Source organism: Candidatus Planktophila sp., from assembly GCF_044232745.1.
GTDB lineage: Bacteria > Actinomycetota > Actinomycetes > Nanopelagicales > Nanopelagicaceae > Planktophila.
Map to the genome: position 1 here is coordinate 1 of NZ_JBIILI010000001.1, position 18,195 is coordinate 18,195.

The window sequence follows — 18,195 nt, forward strand, 5'->3', positions numbered from 1 at the left end:
TTATTAAATTGAGCAAGATCAAAGTTGGCGGTACACACTCTTTTCAACTAAAAAATGGCGCACCTGCGCTGCTCTTTCGCACGAAGACCGGTGTCTTTGCTTATCAAACCATCTGTACCCATGAAGGCGGATTAGCCAAGTTTTTTGCTCCACGAAAATTAATGGTCTGTGATGTGCACAATGCCAGTTTCGACCCATTTAAAAAAGGAAAAGTTGTTTCTGGTCCTGCAACTAAACCTCTGCCTATCGTCAAAGTTGCTATTAAAGGCGATTGGATAATCCTGGCTTAAAGATTTAAGGATAAGATTTGGGTATGGCACTATTTCAACTCAACGTCGCAATCCCTGATCGCCCGGGTTCTTTAGGGTTACTTGCATCTGCAATAGGTGCGGCCGGTGGAGACATTCGTGCGCTCGCAGTTGTAAAGGCTGAAGATGGCAAAGGGTTTGACGACATCACTGTTGCAATTCCTGGCAGCGATCCGACTGATCTGTTGAATGTTTTGGGTGCAATTGGTGGGGTAGAAGTACTTTCAATCAACCCACTCTAGTTACTTACGAGATAAAAGCTCAGCGCCCTGACTTGGTAGCGAAGTAAAAAAGCGCGGCGCTTTAAATTTCTTGTCAGCAAATGCCTTCTCAACTGCATGAATTGTTTGTGAAGTTTTCGAGGCCTCAATCAATGCGATTGCACTGCCACCAAAACCACCACCAACCATGCGTGAGCCAAGCGCTCCTGCTACAAGCGATGCTTCAACAGCAGTATCTAACTCTGGGCAAGAAACGGTGTAATCATCACGTAATGAAACATGGGATTGGTTGAGCAACTGACCAACTGATGTGAAATCACCAGCGCTTAATGCCTCTACACAATCTAAAACCCGCTTCATTTCGGTGACTGCATGTCGGGCACGGGTGTATTCGGTCTGTGTAATCAGATTTCGAGAAGCAGCTAACTGATCTATGGTTAATTCACGCATAGATGCAACATCTAATTTTGCTGCTACTGATTCACAGGAAGCACGACGTTCGGCATATCCGCCATCAGTTAATGCATGGTGTGCCTGAGTATCAATAATTAGTAGCTCTAATCCTTGTGCAGCAACATCAAATGGAATATTGCGGGTCGAAAGATCGCGACAGTCAAGCAAAAGTGCGAACCCCTGTGTTGCCATCAGAGATACAGATTGATCCATGATGCCGCAGGGGACTCCAACGTATTGGTTTTCCGCTCTTTGAGTTAGTCGTGCAAGCTCCTCAAGAGAAAATCCCAAATCAAATAAGTGATTCATGGCAGTTGCGACAGAACACTCAAGAGCAGCAGAGGAAGATAACCCGGCACCCAGTGGAACATGCCCATCGATCATTATGTCGACTCCACTTTTGACACCCATGGACCACAGAACGCCTAGTGCGTAGCGCTCCCATTCACCTTTTAGTCCGGGTTTAACATCATCAATATCAACAGTGACAACCTTGTTGCGACGCTGAGCAGATGCAATTCGAACTATGGAGTCATCACGCCTTCGAACAGCCGCCAAAGTTCTATCTTTGATAGCAAAGGGAAGGACAAATCCTTCGCTGTAATCAATATGTTCACCGATCAAATTTACGCGACCAGGAGCGGCAGCTACTAAATCTGGTTCTTCACCAAAAGTTTCAAGAAATTTACCTTCGATCGAACTCATTGTTAGGCCATGGATTTCAAAGTGTCTGAAACCATTTCGTTTATATCCCGCGTTGGTTCCCATCCCAATTGCAATTTAGCTTTAGAAATATCTGCAATCAGAACCGCAGGATCACCTGCACGTCGCGGCGAATCAACGAAAGGAATTTGATGTCCAATTGCAGAACTTGCTGCTGCGACGACTTCGCGAACCGAGTATCCAGATCCACTACCCAAGTTATAAATCTGATGCCCAGGCTTACCTAACGATTGAAGTGCTTTTAGGTGGGCATCAATTAAATCGATGACATGTACATAATCACGTATGCAGGTTCCATCGTGGGTAGGCCAATCTGTGCCAAAAATCTTTACTGGATTTTCTGTTGTACTGCGCAAAACATTAGGGATTAAATGTGTTTCCGGGTTATGTCGTTCGGCTAACCAACCACGGTCCGCCTTTAGTGCACCTGCAACATTGAAATAACGCAGAGAAGCAGCAGAAATTCCATGTGCAGCGGCTTCGGCCGTGATCATGTGATCAATTGCAAGCTTTGTCGCTCCATATGGATTAGTTGGCATTGTTTCGGATGTTTCAAGAATTGGGACAACCTTTGGTTCTCCGTATGTGGCTGCAGAAGATGAGAAAACAATTTGGCCTATCTTCTGTTTGCGCATTTCATCCAGCAGGATGCGGGTTCCTTCAACATTTACCGAATGATAAAGATCGGGTTTTTCTACCGATTCTCCAACTAGGGATTTACCTGCAAAATGCATAACCGCATCGCACCCAGTTAGGGCATCAGCAACTTCATCACTATTGAGAAGTGACCCCTGAACAAAACGCACACCAGCAGGGACGGTATCGGCATGACCCATGCTGCAATCATCCAAAACCGAGATTTCAAAACCTTCATTGAGCAGGATTTCGACGGCCGTAGACCCTATGTAACCAGTTCCTCCAGTTACTAAAACTCGCATTACAAAACTACTTCGCGCAACTGTGCCGCAGATTGTTCTGGGCGCATATCCATAATGAATGCACCCATCGCAGATTCAGAGCCAGCCAGGTACTTCAATTTTCCAGGGGCGCGTCGAACGCTGGTAATTTGCCAGTGCAGACGCAATACATCGCGGCCAACTCGCACAGGTGCTTGATGCCAGGCAGCTATGTAAGCCATTTCAATTCCAAATACGCCATCTAATCTGCGTGTGATTTCTAGTGCGATTTCTGGGAATGCATCGCGATCGGCATCTGTTAATCCTGTCAGATCTGCAACAGGGTTTAGTGGAGTGATGTGAATTTCAAATGGGTATCGCGCTGCGTATGGAACATATGCAATCCATCGATCATTGCGAGCGATAATACGTTCGTTATCTCTAATTTCTCGCGCAACGATTTCATCAAATAAAACCTTGCCGGTTTGCTCTTTGTACTTGTTAGCAGCTGCCAACATCTTTTCAACACGTGGTGGAATGTAAGAATATGCATAAATCTGTCCATGTGGATGAGACAAGGTCACGCCAATTTCTTCACCGCGATTTTCAAATGGTGCAATGTGTTCGATAAAGGATTCTCGTGAAAGATCGGTCGTGCGGTCAATCCATGCTTCGAGCAAGGTGCGAACGCGTTGTGGAGACAGATCTTTAAATGCATTGCCGTGCTCTGCGGTAAAGCAGATAACTTCACACTTTCCGGCCGCGGTTCCCAAATCAGTATCAGGGCCAACGATGTCTGGAAGCGCCCAATCGCCAATTGGAGGGCGTAATGAAGGGGAGCGATTATCAAAGACAACAACTTCAAAATCAGATTCAGGAATTTCAGTCAGCAATTCACCGGTGGTGGGACACAAAGGGCACAGCTCTTTTGGTGGCAAGAAAATTCGTCCTTGTCGATGAGCTGCCATTGCAACCCATTCATTGACCAATGGATCGAGGCGAAGTTCACCGATTCCTGGTTGCTCTTCCTGTGGTCGGGCATCTTTAACATTTCGCGCCTGACCAGCGGTGTCGTAGTACCGAATTGTTCGACCATCGGCCATGTGGCGATCATTTCTAATGACGCCTGCTTTTAGTTTTTTACTCTCGCCCATAGTGTCGTTACTCTACCTTTGTGAGTAAGCAATCGGCACTATTAAGCGCGACATCGTCAGCTCTTCTGCTTGAGGTCGTCGACGGGGCCCTTGTGATCCAACATTGGGGAGCACCTGTTCATGGAGATCTCGCAGCTGTGCAAACAGCGATTCGACCTTCAATTGCAAACAGCTCGTGGGATCAACCACAGTTTCCTGGAATCATGCGTGAGAGTGCTCGTGGTTTTTTAGGCCGCCCAACTTTATCTGGACATCGAAATGGAAAAGCCTGGTCAACCAAGTTTGAGGTAACCGATTTTCATCATCAAGGAAACCACGCTGCGGTGACCTTGCGTGATTTCCATGCAGAACTTGAAGTCGTTATTACCTTTGATCTCGATAGCTACGGAGTCTTATTTCAAGGTGCCACCGTTAAGAACATCGGTAATAGTGATTACAGTCTTAATGAGTTTATTCACTGGTTACCACTTCCAAAAGAAGCTACACAAACTCTAGATTTTGCAGGTCGCTGGTCTAATGAACGTAACCCACAACGTAAGGAAATCGCAACAGGCACATGGGTGCGCGAATCTCGCGAAGGTCGCAGTGGACATAATTTTTCTATTGCAGATATCGCATTAACTGCTCAGACATCATTTCAATCCGGAAATGCTTGGTCTACAAGTATTGCCTGGAGCGGTAATTCGCATTATTTAGTTGAAAAACTTTTTGATGGTTCACAGTCAATTGGTGCCGGCGAATTATTGTTACCTGGTGAATTGATCTTAGCTTCGGGGCAAAGTTACGAAGCTCCGGCACTTGTATCTGTTTTCTCTGCGCAAGGCCTAGATGGAGTAAGCGCTGCTTATCACTCATATCTTCGAGCACGTGATGTTCATCCAAAACGACCACGTCCTTTGACCTTGAATATGTGGGAAGCGTTGTACTTTGATCACAATGAAGAAAAGATTAAAGCGCTAATTGATGTGGCTGCCGAAGTAGGTATTGAGCGCGTTGTTCTAGATGACGGCTGGTTCCATTCAAGGCGTGATGATCACGCTGGCTTAGGTGATTGGGTTATCGATCCTGCTGTCTGGCCTAATGGCTTGTCGCCCATAATTAAGTACATCAATGACAAGGGAATTGAATTTGGTCTGTGGTTTGAAGGCGAAATGGTTAACCCAGATTCAGATTTGTATCGAGCTCACCCTGAATGGATTTTGCATGAAGCAGATCGTGTTCCGCCACTGTGGCGCCATCAATTGGTTCTAGATATTGGTCACGAGGGTGCCTTTAATCATGTGCTTGAACAAACATCAGCAGTGCTCGGTGCGCACAATATTGCTTACATAAAATGGGATCACAATCGTGTATTAGTTGATGCGGGCCATCGTGGTGTTGCAGGTGTTCATCGTCAAACGGAAGCGATTTATCGTTTGTTTGCCGAACTAAAGAAGCGACATCCTGGACTTGAGATCGAATCATGTGCATCAGGCGGAGCACGTATTGACTTAGGTGTAATCGATCTTGTGGATCGGTTCTGGACAAGTGATAACAATGACGCACTAGAACGCCAAACAATTCAACGGTGGACTGCTCAGGTAATTGCCCCCGAACTTCTTGGTACACATATCGGACCTACTCATGGTCACCAAACGGGCCGCACCTTAGAACTATCCATGCGTGCCACCACAGCCCTTTTTGGACACGCAGGTATTGAATGGAACATCACCGAAGCCACACCAGAAGAACGAAAGCATTTAGCAACGTGGGCGCAGTACTACAGAGATAATCGTTTGCTTTTACATTCAGGAAAAATGGTTCGCGTCGATTATCCAGAATCACATGCATATTTGCATGGGGTTGTCGCACATGATGCATCACGCGCGATTTTCGCTTACGTACAGTTGACTCCAACTGTTTCTATTCATCCATCACCGTTGAAATTTCCTGGTCTCGATGAATCAGCAAACTATGTAATCAAGGCGGTGTTTCCTGCAGGTAAGCCACGATTTATGTTGATTACACCACCTGAATGGATGGCGGGAATAACACTGTCAGGATCTGCGCTATCTGCAATCGGAGTTACAGCGCCAATTCTTGCCCCTGCAAATGCTTTCTTAATAGAAATTACGAAGGCCTAATCAACCCAATTCAAAGTTCGCTCGACAGCTTTCTTCCATCCTGCATAACCTTGCGCTCTTTGTTCTGCAGTGCTTGTTGAATTCCAACGTCGAGATTGTTGCCATTGTTTCCGAACTTCGTCAGTTGATGACCAAAAACCTACTGCTAAACCGGCAGCGTAGGCTGCACCTAACGCAGTTGTTTCACCGATTAGTGGGCGAGTGATGTCGATTCCCATAACATCTGCCTGCATTTGCATACAGAAAGAGTTTGCAGTTATGCCACCGTCAACACGCATTTCCTTCATTGGTACGCCGCTATCGGCAACCATTGCATCCATCACATCACGTGTTTGATAACAAATAGCTTCAAGAGCGGCGCGCGCAAGATGAGCTTTGGTTGCTGCGCGAGTTAATCCAACAATTACTCCACGAGCATCACTGCGCCAATAGGGCGCAAACAATCCAGAAAATGCAGGGACGAAATAAACACCTGCGGTATCTGCAACAGAAGATGCTAAACCTTCAGTTTCTGCAGCATTTGAAATGATTCCCAATTGATCCCGAAGCCATTGGATTGCAGAACCAGTTACAGCAACCGAGCCTTCAAGTGCGTAATGCGCTGGAGCGTCGCCAAGTTTGAAACACACAGTCGTTAGTAGCCCATTTTTAGAGCGCACGATTTCAGTGCCTGTATTTAGCAAGGCAAAGTTTCCGGTGCCATAGGTTGTCTTTGATTCACCACGTTCAAAGCACACTTGTCCAACCATTGCAGCTTGTTGATCGCCCAATATTCCAGCAATCGGAATTGCAGTTCCGAGCGGACCATGAGGATCAGTCAGTGCATATACTTCAGAGGAAGACTTGATGACAGGTAGCGCAGAACGAGGCACACCAAAAATAGCCAGAAGTTCGTCATCCCAATCTAAAGTTTCAAGATTCATTAACAATGTTCGGCTCGCGTTAGTTACATCAGTTGCGTGTACACCTGAGCGGACGCCACCAGAAAGATTCCACAACAGCCATGAATCAATGGTTCCAAATCGGGCATTAGCGCTTTTTGCAGCTTGAACGTTATTTAGAAACCAATTCATTTTGCTGCCGGCAAAATATGGAGCAATTGTTAAACCAGTTGTGTGGCGAATCTTTTCTTGTTGAGCAGCTGACAAAGTTGCTAAAAACTCGGTAGTTCTGGTGTCTTGCCAGACAATTGCATTGGAAAGTGGTTGACCTGTTGTTACATCCCACACCACCGTTGTTTCGCGCTGGTTGGTTAGTCCAATTGCGGCCAGATCTGAGCCCAAAATATTTGCTTGCTTCAGCGCTCCAGCAATAACTTCCTGAACTCGTTCCCAAATTTCAGCAGCATCATGTTCTACCCATCCTGCCTGAGGCAGGATTTGGCGATGCTCTAATTGATGTTGTCCAACAACTTGGCCGGCATGGTCAAAGATCATGAATCGAGTGCTACTTGTACCCTGATCCAAGCTGCCGATATATGCCCCACTGTTTGACACTGCGCATAACCCCTTGCCGTAAGTTAGGCTTAGCGTACTCACTGATTACGGAGATGCAACGCATATGTTCTTGTCACAACTTGGCCCAGAGCAACGTGACTCTGCCATCACCCAGTTGGGAACTGAACAATTCGACATTCTTGTGATTGGCGGGGGAGTAAATGGCGTAGGTGCCGCATTAGATGCCGCATCACGAGGATTGAAAGTCGCCCTGATTGAGGCACAAGATATTGCAGCTGGAACATCAAGTAGATCCAGCAAGTTGATTCATGGTGGCCTTAGGTATCTTGAACAATATGATTTCAAATTAGTGCGCGAAGCCTTACACGAGCGAGAGTTAATGGTTTCGACTTTGTGTCCGCACCTTGTTAAGCCAGTTGGATTTTTATTTCCGCTTACAGAAAAGTTTAAAGAGCGCACATATGTCGGAGCAGGACTTGCGCTCTATGACGCACTACGCGGATTTCAGCGAGCAATGCCGTGGCACAAGCACTTAAGCCAAAAGCAGATCAATGAGATTGCGCCCTCTTTGCGCCACGACCTTGTAACTGGTGCAATCAAATACTTTGATGCTCAAGTTGATGATGCCCGCCACACAATGTCAGTTGCACGAACCGCAGTACGTCATGGCGCAATTATTGCAACCCAAGTTTCTGCAGAGTCTTTGATTCGCGAGGGCAAGCGAGTGGTGGGTGTTAACGCACTTGATTTAGCTTCTGGAAAGAAGATTGCGATTAGGGCAGGTGCCACAATCATGTGTGCTGGAGTATGGAGCGATCAATTACACGCTCGTTTTGATTTAACTCCCGGGTATAACGTGACCATGAGTAAAGGTGCTCACATTGTGGTTCCGGGATCTGCAATTAAATCTGATGCGGGCATTATTGTAAAAACCCCAGTCTCTGTTTTGTTCTTGATTCCATGGGGAGACAAGTGGATTGTCGGTACAACAGATACGCCATACGAAGGTGATAGAGCAGAACCGTGCGCGACCAAAGAAGATGTTCAGTACATATTGGATCAGGCCAACAGAGTTCTTGAACCAAAATTACGCGCCGAAGACATTATTGGCGTTTATGCGGGGTTGCGTCCATTAGTTGCAAACAATAAGAGTGCAACAACAACAAAACTTTCACGCGAACACACAGTAGATCGACCAGCAGCTGGGTTTGTTTCTATTGCCGGCGGTAAGTACACGACCTATCGAGTCATGGCTAAGGATGTAGTAGATCGCGCAGCAATTGAGCTTCGTAGATTGACACAAGAATCTGTGACAGAAAAACTGCCATTAGTGGGTGCTGACGGCTACTTTGCACTGGAACAACAAAAAGAGCGTATTGCTCAAGATTCTGGACTAGATGTCGCAGTAGTTACACATTTGCTCAATCGCCATGGGTCATTGATTAGCGAGATTCTTGATTTGCTTAAATCGCAACCAAAGTTGGCCGGCAAATTAGATACGGATTTGCCGTATATCAAGGCTGAAATTGTTTATGCAGCTTCCCACGAAGGTGCACGCTCTGTCGATGATGTAATTTCTCGCCGTACTCGTTTATCTTTTGAAGCGGTCAATCACGGGATGCATCTTGCAGATGAGATTGCAACACTCATTGCTCCGGTTCTTGGATGGAACGCAAAGGAACGTAAAGAATCAGTTGCTCAGTACACAGAATTAGTTGAGCGTGAAATAGCAGCCCTGGGTGAACTACTTGAGGTCAATTCTTAATCTGTCCTCGGCAACCATCAGTTGTTGGCTTTTTAGTAGCCGTTGGTGATGGTGTTGGTGTAGCCGTAGGTGTAGGACCTTGAGTTACTTCAAAAGTAACTGGAAATTCTGATTCTGCATGAGTACCTGAGACATCTTGGTATAAAACTTTTCCACTATACGTGCCGGCTAATACGCCTTTAAGGGCAATGGACCATACCCCGCTTGTTTCACGAAATAGTGTTTGAGTTGGTCTAATTGCTGGCGCTGTTGCCTTATCAAAGACCAATTTTACCGAGCCAGTAACAACAGGAGATCCACCTGGTCGAACAACATTTACTTTAAAAGTAACCAGCTTGTTAGTTGTAGTTGATGTTTGACTTACAAGGGTCAAAACTGTTGGCTCTTGTTGAGGCATTAGATCTACAAGAGTAGGTGACCAGATTCCTGTAACTAACTCTAAAAATGATGAAGGTGTTCCACGAAAAACATTGAGATCTAATCTATTTCCGGGTACGCCGTACTTGGGCGCAATTCCACATGAGGAGTACTGCCATACCGTCCATTGAGAGTCGCAGTTAGCACCAGTCCATGAGTGGACGTAGCAACCACCGGTTTTCAAACCTGGTTGGTTGATTGGGTTTGCTGGGTCGATTGCATACTGGGCAAGCCACAATGGATATCGTGCAAGTTCAGGAGTGCGGGTCATTGAACCTTCTAAAAAGCTTGCATATGAATAAAGTATTGGAGTTTTTCCTGTTTTTTCTTTTACAGATGCAAGAAAAGTTGTTGCCCATAAAGTTACAGCGCTACGTGTTGCATTCTTTTGGCACGCACCAGAGGATGAGTAGCTCACACATTTATTCTCTAGATCTAATGCGTATGGCAAATCTCTGTCGCTGTATCCACCCATTGATGCCAGTCGCCACACAACCTTTTGTGCTTGCGCCAAGGCATCTTGCTTTATTCCTTCAGGATCTGTGACGTAAGGCAAGACCGCATAGTGATAAAAACCTGTATAGATTCCAGCAGCTTGGGCAGCATGATGATCCATCGCTGCATATTTAACCGCTAACAAATCAGCAGCTTCTCGGGTATCAGATGCCTTGATGAATACAAATCGCATTCCTGCTTTATACATTTTTACAAAATCAATTGGTTTATCGTTGGGATGCTGCCAACGACTGACATCTGCGCCATGAATACGACCGCCAGGGCCGGTTAAATCAATGAATTGAGCAGGGTCAGCATTTGTGATTTCAGCTTGCTGTTTCACCGATATAGAGCGAATAGGCGAGTACAAACTCTTTCCGCCAATAACTGAAACCGCGCGATAGCGAACATTTGCGTTCAGTGCGGTTGCAAGAGCAGTCACTTTCCAAGTTCCAACTTTGGTGACCTTTGTCGTAAAGCGAGTTGTTGTCCATTTCCCAGCTATGTCTACTTGGATTTTTACAGCAGTCCCAGAACGATTTGGTTTGAGATTTCCATAAAGGGTCAACAATGTCTCTGAAGCACTCGGTGTTTGTCTGATCGACATCGATAAAGTCGATGCAGCTGCAGCCGTTTGTGGAGCGCCAACAATTGCAACTACCAATGAAATGGCAAGCAGATAGATCTTGACTCTCATAGTTCGACTATCTCCACATCAACGCCAATGGTGGATTTAATTGCCAATTGAAGAGCAGATTTCAAATTTGGGCGAGTTTCTGAGTACTCGTGCGATGTTGCAAATTTACGAGTATCTGAAAAATCTAGTGTTAGCACCCCATTCTCAAATGAACTTAATCGGGCATCAAAGTAGGCGATCCATGCAACACGATTGTCAGATTCCAAAGCATCCAGCACTTGATTCCACTGCGAACGAATCTGCTGGAGCTCCATAGGCGTGAACTTTACCTTTGCCAGTTGAGAGATGAGCACAACTAGTGGGTTGGCGCGCCAATCCAATTGAAGTATTCGCCGACTAATTGCACCCGTAAGTTCTTTGTTCTATCTGGCTGTACATCAAGCATTAAAGCAATACGAGAAACGATTTGTTCTATCGCTTTCTCGCTGACAAATCTGATTCGACCAATCTCAGCATTTGTTAAGCCATTGGCTACAAGGCGCAAGGTATCAATCTGAAGATCAGTCAGGTGAGATATCAAATTTTCTATAGCTCTTTCATGAATTGAAACATTTCCATTGACCCAGGTAACTGGCGACCCTGTTGCAAAAATTCGTGATTCTGAAATAACATCGCATAAAGAAGCAACGCTGTTCATGGATTTCTTAATGACAACTTTCGCCCCGATAGGAATATTGCTAGTCAGTTCTCCGAGCAATCTAAGATCTGCGCATGCGACCAAAATAACCACACCAATATCTGGGGACTCCTTGCGGATTGCATTTGCAATTGCGATCGAGTGCTCATTAGATGAGTGCATATCTATCAGTAAGACGTTAGGTTGCATGCTTCGCATTAATAACAGTGCCGAGGATTGCTTTCGAGCTTCGCCTATGACATTTGTTCCATGCATTTTAAGTGCGGCTGCCATTATGGATAATTCAAAAGCATCATCCATAACTAATAAGACTCGGTCACTCAAATTTAAAAGTTACGCCACATTTTATCTAATTGATACAGATGCAAGAGTGAAATGAGAGATGGCATTAAATAGGGGAACCCCTATGTACTACTTGATAATCCGAGAAATAACACTTGGGATTGAATCAATTATTGCCTCAGCATTAATTGGCCCTCCATTTGATGCGGCATCTGCAGCGCGTGCATGAATGAAAGCGGCGGATGCTACAACTGCTGCCAAATGGTTGTAATCATTGAGAATTTCTACGGTGTTAGTTGCAACCAATGAGCCGATGATTCCTGCTAAAACATCACCAGTTCCTGCCGTTGCAAGCCATGGGGTAGCAGTTGGTAACTGGATCAGTACTGCATCATTGGCAACATATGTTGTGGAACCTTTTAGTAAAACAGTCACTCCTAAAGTGTCAGCAGCTTCTTGCACCCACTTTTTTGGGTTGCCCTCAATAGCTTCGGCAGAAACACTTATTCCCCGTGAGATCAAAAGCTTTGAGAGTTCACCGCTGTGTGGAGTAATTACCGTGGGTTGTTCTAATGAGCCTGCCAAGTGCAATGCACCAGCATCTAAAACAGTTGGGACAGATTGCAAAGTAGCTAACTTAAACCAGCGATGGCGCAGCCAGGTGGTGATATCTGAGTACTTCTTAGATTCAATTCCACTTCCGATTAACCATGCCGTTACTTTTCCAGGTTGAACAACCACTGATGGCGTTGAATGCAACACAAGATGTGCTAATCCCGATGAACTGTGAAAGCGAATCATTCCAATACCTGTGGCAGAAGCCGCTGCAGTAGTTAATACAGCAGCTCCTGGGTACTGCGCAGAACCGGTAATTACACCAAGAACTCCGCGACTGTATTTATGGTCAAGATCAGAAGGGGTGATGATGCACTTTGCTGTATCTCGAGCCGTCCACTTTTTTGAAGTTCTGGTCATGCTCCCAGCCTATCTCTCATAATTTGCGAGCCCTTACCGCTGCATCCATACTAGGCACAATTAATTGCTACAACAGGGGGAATCATGGACGCAAAGTGCCCAGTCGCACACGGTGCAAACACTCAAACTAGTGAATCAAACACATACTTGTGGCCCAACACCCTCAAACTCGATATTTTGCATCAACATGACCGTAAGACAAATCCGCTTGGTGAAGATTTTGATTATCGCGAAGAAGTTAAAACTTTAGATTTTACTTCCGTTAAAAGCGATTTGCATCAATTCATGACTCAAACACAAGAGTGGTGGCCAGCTGATTGGGGTCATTACGGCGGATTAATGATTCGTATGGCGTGGCACTCTGCGGGCACATACCGCGTTGCTGATGGACGTGGCGGCGCTGGCACCGGAAGTTTTAGATTTGCTCCACTTAATTCATGGCCAGATAACGGCAACCTTGATAAAGCACGTCGTTTGTTATGGCCGATCAAACAAAAGTACGGCAACAAACTAAGTTGGGCTGATCTATTTATTCTCGCGGGAACAATTGCTTACGAGAGCATGGGGCTTAAGACATTTGGTTTTGCCTTTGGTAGAGAAGATGTATGGCATCCAGAAAAAGATATCTACTGGGGTTCAGAGTCTGAATTAATGATGCCAAGTGATGAGCGATATGCAGACACCACTGATGCAAGCTCTTTGGAGAATCCACTAGCTGCAGTACAGATGGGCCTTATTTATGTAAACCCTGAAGGCATCAATGGTGTTTCAAATCCACTGCTAACTGCCCAACATATCCGTGAAACATTTGCACGCATGGCGATGAATGATGAAGAAACCGTTGCACTTACTGCCGGTGGTCACACAGTTGGTAAGGCACACGGAAATGGTGATGCTTCGCTATTGGGACCAGCACCAGAAGCTGCAGATATTTTTGAGCAAGGCTTGGGCTGGAACAATCACACAAAGCGTGGCGTTGGTCGCAACACTGTAACTAGTGGCATTGAAGGTGCGTGGACAACAGAGCCAACTAAGTGGGATGCCGGTTACTTTGAAATGTTGTTTAAGCACGAATGGGCACTTGTTAAGTCTCCAGCAGGTGCGCATCAGTGGGAGCCAACTAATATTCAAGAAGCAGATAAGCCAGTAGATGTTGAAGATTCATCAATTCACTACAACCCAATGATGACTGATGCAGACATGGCGATGATCAAGGATCCGATTTACCTTGAGATTTCTAAGAAGTACCATGAAAATCCAGCACTTCTAGATGATGCTTTTGCGCGCGCTTGGTTTAAGTTAACCCACCGCGACATGGGACCAAAAGTTCGCTACATCGGACCCGATGTTCCACAAGAGGATTTGATTTGGCAGGATCCAATTCCTGCAGGCACAACTGCTTATGATGTTGCCGCAGTGACAGCAAAGATCAATGCTGCAGGACTATCAGTTTCAGAGTTAGTAGCAACAGCATGGGACAGTGCACGCACATTCCGTGGTTCTGATCTACGTGGAGGCGCTAACGGATCTCGTATTCGTTTAGAACCAGCTCGTAATTGGGAAGGTAATGAACCTGCGCGTCTAAACAAAGTTCTTGCCGTTCTAGAACCAATTGCAAAGGAAGCTGGCGCAAGCATTGCAGATGTAATTGTTTTAGCTGGAAACATCGGTGTTGAAAAGGCTGCAGCTGCAGCGGGTGTGACGATCTCAGTTCCGTTTGCTCCAGGCCGCGGCGATGCAACACAAGCACAAACAGATGCTGCAAGCTACGCAGTTCTTGAACCAATTCATGATGGTTTCCGCAACTGGGTCAAAAAAGATTACGCTGTTACACCTGAAGAGTTATTGCTAGATAGAACTCAGTTGATGGGTTTAACCGCCCCTGAAATGACAGTTCTTATTGGTGGAATGCGCGTTCTTGGTACTAACCATGGCGGTACATCTCATGGAGTGTTTACAAAGAATGTTGGAGCACTTACAACAGACTTCTTCGTAAACCTGACAGATATGAAGTACACATGGGAGCCAGCAGGGGAGAACCTGTACAACATCCGTGATCGTAAGAGTGGTGCAATTGATTGGACCGCTACTCGCGTAGATCTAGTCTTTGGTTCTAACTCAATTCTTCGTTCATATGTTGAGGTCTATGCACAAAACGATAACAAGGAAAAGTTTGTTAAAGACTTTGTTGCTGCATGGACCAAGGTGATGAACGCTGATCGCTTCGATCTTCAGTAGTTCTTACGACTTTGGTCGGTGCAATTGAATCCATGAAGACTCTGGCTTAAACCCAACCTTCTCATAAAGCTTCAAAGCGCCAGTTTCATTACCTGTGTCTACGTTGAGCTCCACAGAGTCATATCCTTTTGTTAGACAATACGAAATCCCAGTCTGTAGGAGCGCCTCGCCAATTCCCATGCCTTGATTTTCATGAGTAACACCCAGAAGATTTATAAAGCCTTTGTTTTCTTCTACGTATTCATCATTGCATTGGCAAAAGCCAACAGGTTCGCCATTCTTAAATGCTAGGAAGACTCCGTTTGGATCAGTAGATGAATCAAGTACAAGTTCCTGCCATTTATCTAGCTCTCTCGGAGCAAACCCAAAGTGGTTTGAGAATGAGTTTTGATGTGCCGAGTGCCAAAGGGCAACCTGATCTGGATTAGTTATGTCTATCGCTCTGATTTCAAGATTTTGAATTTGCCGAACAGAAGGTGCAGTAGAGACCTTCATTCTCATGGTGTAGTAACGACGCAAAAATTCATACCCATGTTTTGCCCATGCGTCTTGTAATCTTTTGTCGAGAGAGTTAACGCCCGGCCAAATATCCCAATCTGGATGCTCTAATTCTGCTAACTCAATAGCCCATAGAACAATGTTTTCTAATTTCTCTACCTGTGGTCTTGCATAAACATCTGTGAAATAACGGCCTCTAACAGAATCAGGATGCAAGTTAATAACAGCCGAGAATCCAGATTCGCCATCAAGGCTCACCAAGTAGGCCTCACTCGAATCGATGTAGCCAGCAATAAAGTCCAGCGCTCCTTGCTCACTGAACAAGCTGCTCTTGCTATCAACGCTTAATTCGTGCTCATTGGCAAGTTCAGCAATTGCTTTCGCGTCAGCTTCAGTGGCGACTCGCGTGGAGGTAATTTTCATCAGCTTAAATCTTTCTAGTGGTCGTTAATTCCAAAATCCTTTGGTGGGGCGGGTCGGGCTCGAACCGACGACGACGGAATTATGAGTTCCGGGCTCTAACCAACTGAGCTACCGCCCCTAACGGGTGAACATTACTGTAATTATTTGTTGCGCTGGAATCCGCGCCTGCCCCAGAACTCCCACATGCCCATGACTGAAAGAATTAGGGCAAATCCAAACAAGAGATCTTCTAAAGGTGCTGAAGCAATCCGGATACCAATGATTGAATCAGGGTCATACATAACAATGGCTTTTCCATCGCTTCGATTATGGGTTAGCCACCAATTGGTCAGCAATTGAAATGGAAGGATGATCATGTAGGAAAGCCAGAAGGCAAGACGGGTTAGAAGTGAGTTCTTAAAGACAAAGAGATCCACAATGATTGATATGCCGAATGCGGCAATTGCAATATCGCTGTAGATCACTTCTTCTCATCCTTTCCGAATTCCTTTTCACGCAGATGAGGTTTGACCGTCGTGACTCCTTCGAGGGTCAATATCGCGGCCATTGGAACAATGATGAAGAAGAGAAACTCTTCTAGTGGAATATCAAATGGCCCGTAGATCCCAAGCATGCGGTCACGATTGAAAAACCAATGGCCCTGCGCAATCGCATAGGCATCCCACACAAGAAAAAAGAAGCTAATCGGCAAGATGCTAATTAATGCTCGCTTCCAACGTTTTAGGACGCTGGTCTTTAGAACTATTTCTAGCCAAAATGAGCCAAAGACTGTGAAGGCGAGCATCGCCATGTATCCGAATTTCTGCACGTCAGATCTTCTCACATACACCTTTGGTAGGGTTGTCAAAAAGGGGGAGACATGCAAGAAAATGCAGTTGTGCTCTTTAATCGGGTTCGCCTTTTCTCAACAATTTCTGTGATTCTGGCAATCCTGGCTTCTTTATTTTTTTCAGGTTTTCTGGGTGAAGGATCGATGGGATGGCAAGTTGTTATTGCCGTGGTCGCACTTGCGATCGGAATTCCACATGGGGCACTTGATCACTTAGTAACACTTCCAAAGGCACAGCCTAAAAAAATGGCGGTGTTCATCATTGTGTATGTAACTGTTGCTGTTGTGGCTGTCATCGGAATCCTTAACTTCAATATTGTTGGGTTCATCCTTGTTCTCTTCATGAGCGCTATTCACTTTGGAATTGGAGATGCCGCATTTATCAATGAGATTGATAAGAGGACAGGTGCATCAAGCAAACTCAATCGATGGTTCTATATTCCTGCAGCAGGCTTTACTCCTGTTTTTATCCCTCTCGTTAACTCCGCGAGCACCGAGGCTTTAGCTTCTGTTAATCCTGCACTAATCAATTGGCATAAAGGATTTGATTCTGAAATTTTGCTTACGATCACTATTTTTTCAGTTGTTGCCATGGGGGTAATGGCTTTTGGAAAGCGATACAGAGAAGCTGTGGATTTGACTGCGCTATTGCTTTTGGCCCATCTAGCACCACCGCTGATTTCATTTGCTGTGTACTTTGGCTGCTGGCACGCCATGCGTCACACAGCTCGGCTTACCTTGTCACTTCCTCGAAGTATTGAAAACTTAACTCAAGGAATGCCCAGGAAAGCATTTGCCAATGCGGTCATTCCGGGTTTACCCGCTCTAGTCGGAACCTTTGTAGTGGCTGCTTTGTTGGCGCTAAGTGGTCGAGATTTCACAGATGAGTTTTTTTGGATGGCACTTGTTGTTGTGTGGGCGCTCACTGTTCCTCACATGGCGGTTACGGCTAAATTGGATCGTGCAGCACTAACCTAAGGGCATGAAGCTAAGAGCAGTTGTGATCGCAGCATTGATTGGCCTTACTACAATTTCACCAGCTCAAGCCGCCCCTGTTTACATGTTCCCAATTGCAAATTGTGCAGCCAATTATGCGCGGGCTCATCATGATTACGCCGCCACTGACATTTTGACTAAGGCTGGTTGCAAATTTGTGGCACCAATAGATGGTGTTGTTGATGAGGTTAATCGCACAGATAACTGGAGCGGTAAGACAAATTTAGGAATTGATCGTGGTGGTTTGTATGTTTCGATAATTGGAACAGATGGAGTTCGTTACTACGGATCACATTTGCTTAAGGGTTCAATCCCAAAAGGAATTCAACCTGGAGTATCAGTTAAAGCGGGACAAGTTTTGGGAGGGATTGGTTCAACAGGCAGTGCACGTGGCACGGCTCCACATCTTCACTTCGGAATTTCGTGGCCAACACCAGCGGACACATGGTGGGTTCGCCGCGGAGAAGTATTGCCGTGGAAATATTTGGATGCTTGGAAAGCTGGAAAAGATTTATCTCCAGTCAAAGAAGTTAATGCGCGTAAATTAAAAGTTGGCGAAATTCCGCCACTGCCAAAGAAGTGAAATAAAAAACCCCGCCAGTTACCCG

General features: G+C 45.6%; 18 protein-coding genes and 1 tRNA gene. 7 read left to right on the top strand and 12 right to left on the bottom strand.

What is annotated here, in order from left to right:
• Together AC9UGD_RS00005 and AC9UGD_RS00010 are read left to right on the top strand one after the other, a co-directional pair.
• Window positions 1–290, top strand: a 290-nt coding sequence (locus AC9UGD_RS00005) for a QcrA and Rieske domain-containing protein (protein WP_509567964.1), incomplete at its 5' end; no start/stop codon positions are given.
• Between the two features lie 23 nt (window positions 291–313).
• Complete coding sequence (locus AC9UGD_RS00010) at window positions 314–550, top strand: ACT domain-containing protein (protein WP_509567966.1); 237 nt, start codon at window positions 314–316, stop codon at window positions 548–550.
• Here AC9UGD_RS00010 and galK read toward each other — a convergent pair whose 3' ends face one another.
• From galK to galT, 3 genes are read right to left on the bottom strand one after another with little or no spacing between them, the layout of a single operon-like run.
• Window positions 551–1,687 carry a galactokinase gene (gene galK, locus AC9UGD_RS00015; RefSeq protein WP_509568571.1) on the bottom strand — a complete coding sequence of 379 codons (1,137 nt, stop codon included), beginning with the start codon at window positions 1,685–1,687 and terminating at the stop codon, window positions 551–553.
• 2 nt (window positions 1,688–1,689) lie between these two features.
• Window positions 1,690–2,643: a UDP-glucose 4-epimerase GalE gene (galE, locus tag AC9UGD_RS00020; protein ID WP_509567967.1), complete on the bottom strand. Its 954-nt coding sequence runs from the start codon at window positions 2,641–2,643 to the stop codon at window positions 1,690–1,692.
• A complete protein-coding gene (galT, locus tag AC9UGD_RS00025; protein WP_509567969.1) occupies window positions 2,643–3,755 on the bottom strand; it encodes a galactose-1-phosphate uridylyltransferase in 1,113 nt (370 codons plus the stop codon). The genes galE and galT overlap by 1 nt, the downstream gene beginning before the upstream one ends.
• A gap of 20 nt (window positions 3,756–3,775) precedes the next feature.
• Here galT and AC9UGD_RS00030 point away from each other — a divergent pair, with 20 nt between their 5' ends.
• Entirely contained in the window at window positions 3,776–5,878 is a 2,103-nt protein-coding gene (locus AC9UGD_RS00030) for an alpha-galactosidase (RefSeq protein ID WP_509567971.1), read from the top strand.
• On the opposite strand, the gene glpK is transcribed toward AC9UGD_RS00030, so the two are convergent.
• Complete coding sequence (gene glpK, locus AC9UGD_RS00035) at window positions 5,875–7,374, bottom strand: glycerol kinase GlpK (RefSeq protein ID WP_509567973.1); 1,500 nt, start codon at window positions 7,372–7,374, stop codon at window positions 5,875–5,877. The genes AC9UGD_RS00030 and glpK overlap by 4 nt on opposite strands.
• 64 nt (window positions 7,375–7,438) lie before the next feature.
• Here glpK and AC9UGD_RS00040 point away from each other — a divergent pair, with 64 nt between their 5' ends.
• Window positions 7,439–9,100, top strand: a complete 1,662-nt coding sequence (locus AC9UGD_RS00040) for a glycerol-3-phosphate dehydrogenase/oxidase (RefSeq protein ID WP_509567975.1) — start codon at window positions 7,439–7,441, stop codon at window positions 9,098–9,100.
• Here AC9UGD_RS00040 and AC9UGD_RS00045 read toward each other — a convergent pair.
• The 4 genes from AC9UGD_RS00045 to AC9UGD_RS00060 form a co-directional block, all read right to left on the bottom strand.
• Window positions 9,090–10,709 carry a glycoside hydrolase family 25 protein gene (locus tag AC9UGD_RS00045; protein ID WP_509567976.1) on the bottom strand — a complete coding sequence of 540 codons (1,620 nt, stop codon included), beginning with the start codon at window positions 10,707–10,709 and terminating at the stop codon, window positions 9,090–9,092. The genes AC9UGD_RS00040 and AC9UGD_RS00045 overlap by 11 nt on opposite strands.
• Window positions 10,706–10,963, bottom strand: coding sequence for a hypothetical protein (locus AC9UGD_RS00050; RefSeq protein ID WP_509567978.1), 258 nt, complete (start codon window positions 10,961–10,963; stop codon window positions 10,706–10,708). Before AC9UGD_RS00050 ends, AC9UGD_RS00045 begins: the two co-directional genes overlap by 4 nt.
• Before the next feature lie 41 nt (window positions 10,964–11,004).
• A complete protein-coding gene (locus tag AC9UGD_RS00055) occupies window positions 11,005–11,670 on the bottom strand; it encodes a response regulator (RefSeq protein ID WP_509567980.1) in 666 nt (221 codons plus the stop codon).
• An 87-nt stretch (window positions 11,671–11,757) separates the two neighbouring features.
• Window positions 11,758–12,603 (bottom strand): ADP-dependent NAD(P)H-hydrate dehydratase, encoded by an 846-nt coding sequence (locus AC9UGD_RS00060; RefSeq protein WP_509567981.1) that lies wholly within the window; start codon window positions 12,601–12,603, stop codon window positions 11,758–11,760.
• Between the two features lie 84 nt (window positions 12,604–12,687).
• Between AC9UGD_RS00060 and katG the strand changes: the two genes are divergently transcribed.
• Complete coding sequence (gene katG, locus AC9UGD_RS00065; protein WP_509567983.1) at window positions 12,688–14,841, top strand: catalase/peroxidase HPI; 2,154 nt, start codon at window positions 12,688–12,690, stop codon at window positions 14,839–14,841.
• 3 nt (window positions 14,842–14,844) lie between these two features.
• On the opposite strand, the gene AC9UGD_RS00070 is transcribed toward katG, so the two are convergent.
• From AC9UGD_RS00070 to AC9UGD_RS00085, 4 genes are all read right to left on the bottom strand, one after another.
• Window positions 14,845–15,762 carry a GNAT family N-acetyltransferase gene (locus AC9UGD_RS00070; protein WP_509567985.1) on the bottom strand — a complete coding sequence of 306 codons (918 nt, stop codon included), beginning with the start codon at window positions 15,760–15,762 and terminating at the stop codon, window positions 14,845–14,847.
• A gap of 41 nt (window positions 15,763–15,803) precedes the next feature.
• Window positions 15,804–15,880 (bottom strand) — tRNA-Ile (locus tag AC9UGD_RS00075).
• Between the two features lie 22 nt (window positions 15,881–15,902).
• Window positions 15,903–16,226 carry a lycopene cyclase domain-containing protein gene (locus tag AC9UGD_RS00080; RefSeq protein WP_509567987.1) on the bottom strand — a complete coding sequence of 108 codons (324 nt, stop codon included), beginning with the start codon at window positions 16,224–16,226 and terminating at the stop codon, window positions 15,903–15,905.
• Window positions 16,223–16,570, bottom strand: a complete 348-nt coding sequence (locus AC9UGD_RS00085; protein ID WP_509567989.1) for a lycopene cyclase domain-containing protein — start codon at window positions 16,568–16,570, stop codon at window positions 16,223–16,225. Before AC9UGD_RS00085 ends, AC9UGD_RS00080 begins: the two co-directional genes overlap by 4 nt.
• 51 nt (window positions 16,571–16,621) lie before the next feature.
• Here AC9UGD_RS00085 and AC9UGD_RS00090 point away from each other — a divergent pair, with 51 nt between their 5' ends.
• Complete coding sequence (locus AC9UGD_RS00090) at window positions 16,622–17,569, top strand: Brp/Blh family beta-carotene 15,15'-dioxygenase (protein WP_509567990.1); 948 nt, start codon at window positions 16,622–16,624, stop codon at window positions 17,567–17,569.
• Window positions 17,570–17,573: 4 nt separating this feature from the next.
• A complete protein-coding gene (locus tag AC9UGD_RS00095) occupies window positions 17,574–18,170 on the top strand; it encodes a M23 family metallopeptidase (RefSeq protein WP_509567992.1) in 597 nt (198 codons plus the stop codon).
• Window positions 18,171–18,195 lie beyond the last annotated feature (25 nt).

Bases quoted from the DNA above. Each gene is read 5' to 3' on its own strand.
- AC9UGD_RS00010 (WP_509567966.1), top strand. From the start codon at position 314: ATGGCACTATTTCAACTCAACGTCGCAATCCCTGATCGCCCGGGTTCT.
- galK (WP_509568571.1), bottom strand. From the start codon at position 1,687: ATGAGTTCGATCGAAGGTAAATTTCTTGAAACTTTTGGTGAAGAACCA.
- galE (WP_509567967.1), bottom strand. From the start codon at position 2,643: ATGCGAGTTTTAGTAACTGGAGGAACTGGTTACATAGGGTCTACGGCC.
- galT (WP_509567969.1), bottom strand. From the start codon at position 3,755: ATGGGCGAGAGTAAAAAACTAAAAGCAGGCGTCATTAGAAATGATCGC.
- AC9UGD_RS00040 (WP_509567975.1), top strand. From the start codon at position 7,439: ATGTTCTTGTCACAACTTGGCCCAGAGCAACGTGACTCTGCCATCACC.
- AC9UGD_RS00045 (WP_509567976.1), bottom strand. From the start codon at position 10,709: ATGAGAGTCAAGATCTATCTGCTTGCCATTTCATTGGTAGTTGCAATT.
- AC9UGD_RS00050 (WP_509567978.1), bottom strand. From the start codon at position 10,963: ATGGAGCTCCAGCAGATTCGTTCGCAGTGGAATCAAGTGCTGGATGCT.
- AC9UGD_RS00060 (WP_509567981.1), bottom strand. From the start codon at position 12,603: ATGACCAGAACTTCAAAAAAGTGGACGGCTCGAGATACAGCAAAGTGC.
- katG (WP_509567983.1), top strand. From the start codon at position 12,688: ATGGACGCAAAGTGCCCAGTCGCACACGGTGCAAACACTCAAACTAGT.
- AC9UGD_RS00070 (WP_509567985.1), bottom strand. From the start codon at position 15,762: ATGAAAATTACCTCCACGCGAGTCGCCACTGAAGCTGACGCGAAAGCA.
- AC9UGD_RS00090 (WP_509567990.1), top strand. From the start codon at position 16,622: ATGCAAGAAAATGCAGTTGTGCTCTTTAATCGGGTTCGCCTTTTCTCA.
- AC9UGD_RS00095 (WP_509567992.1), top strand. From the start codon at position 17,574: ATGAAGCTAAGAGCAGTTGTGATCGCAGCATTGATTGGCCTTACTACA.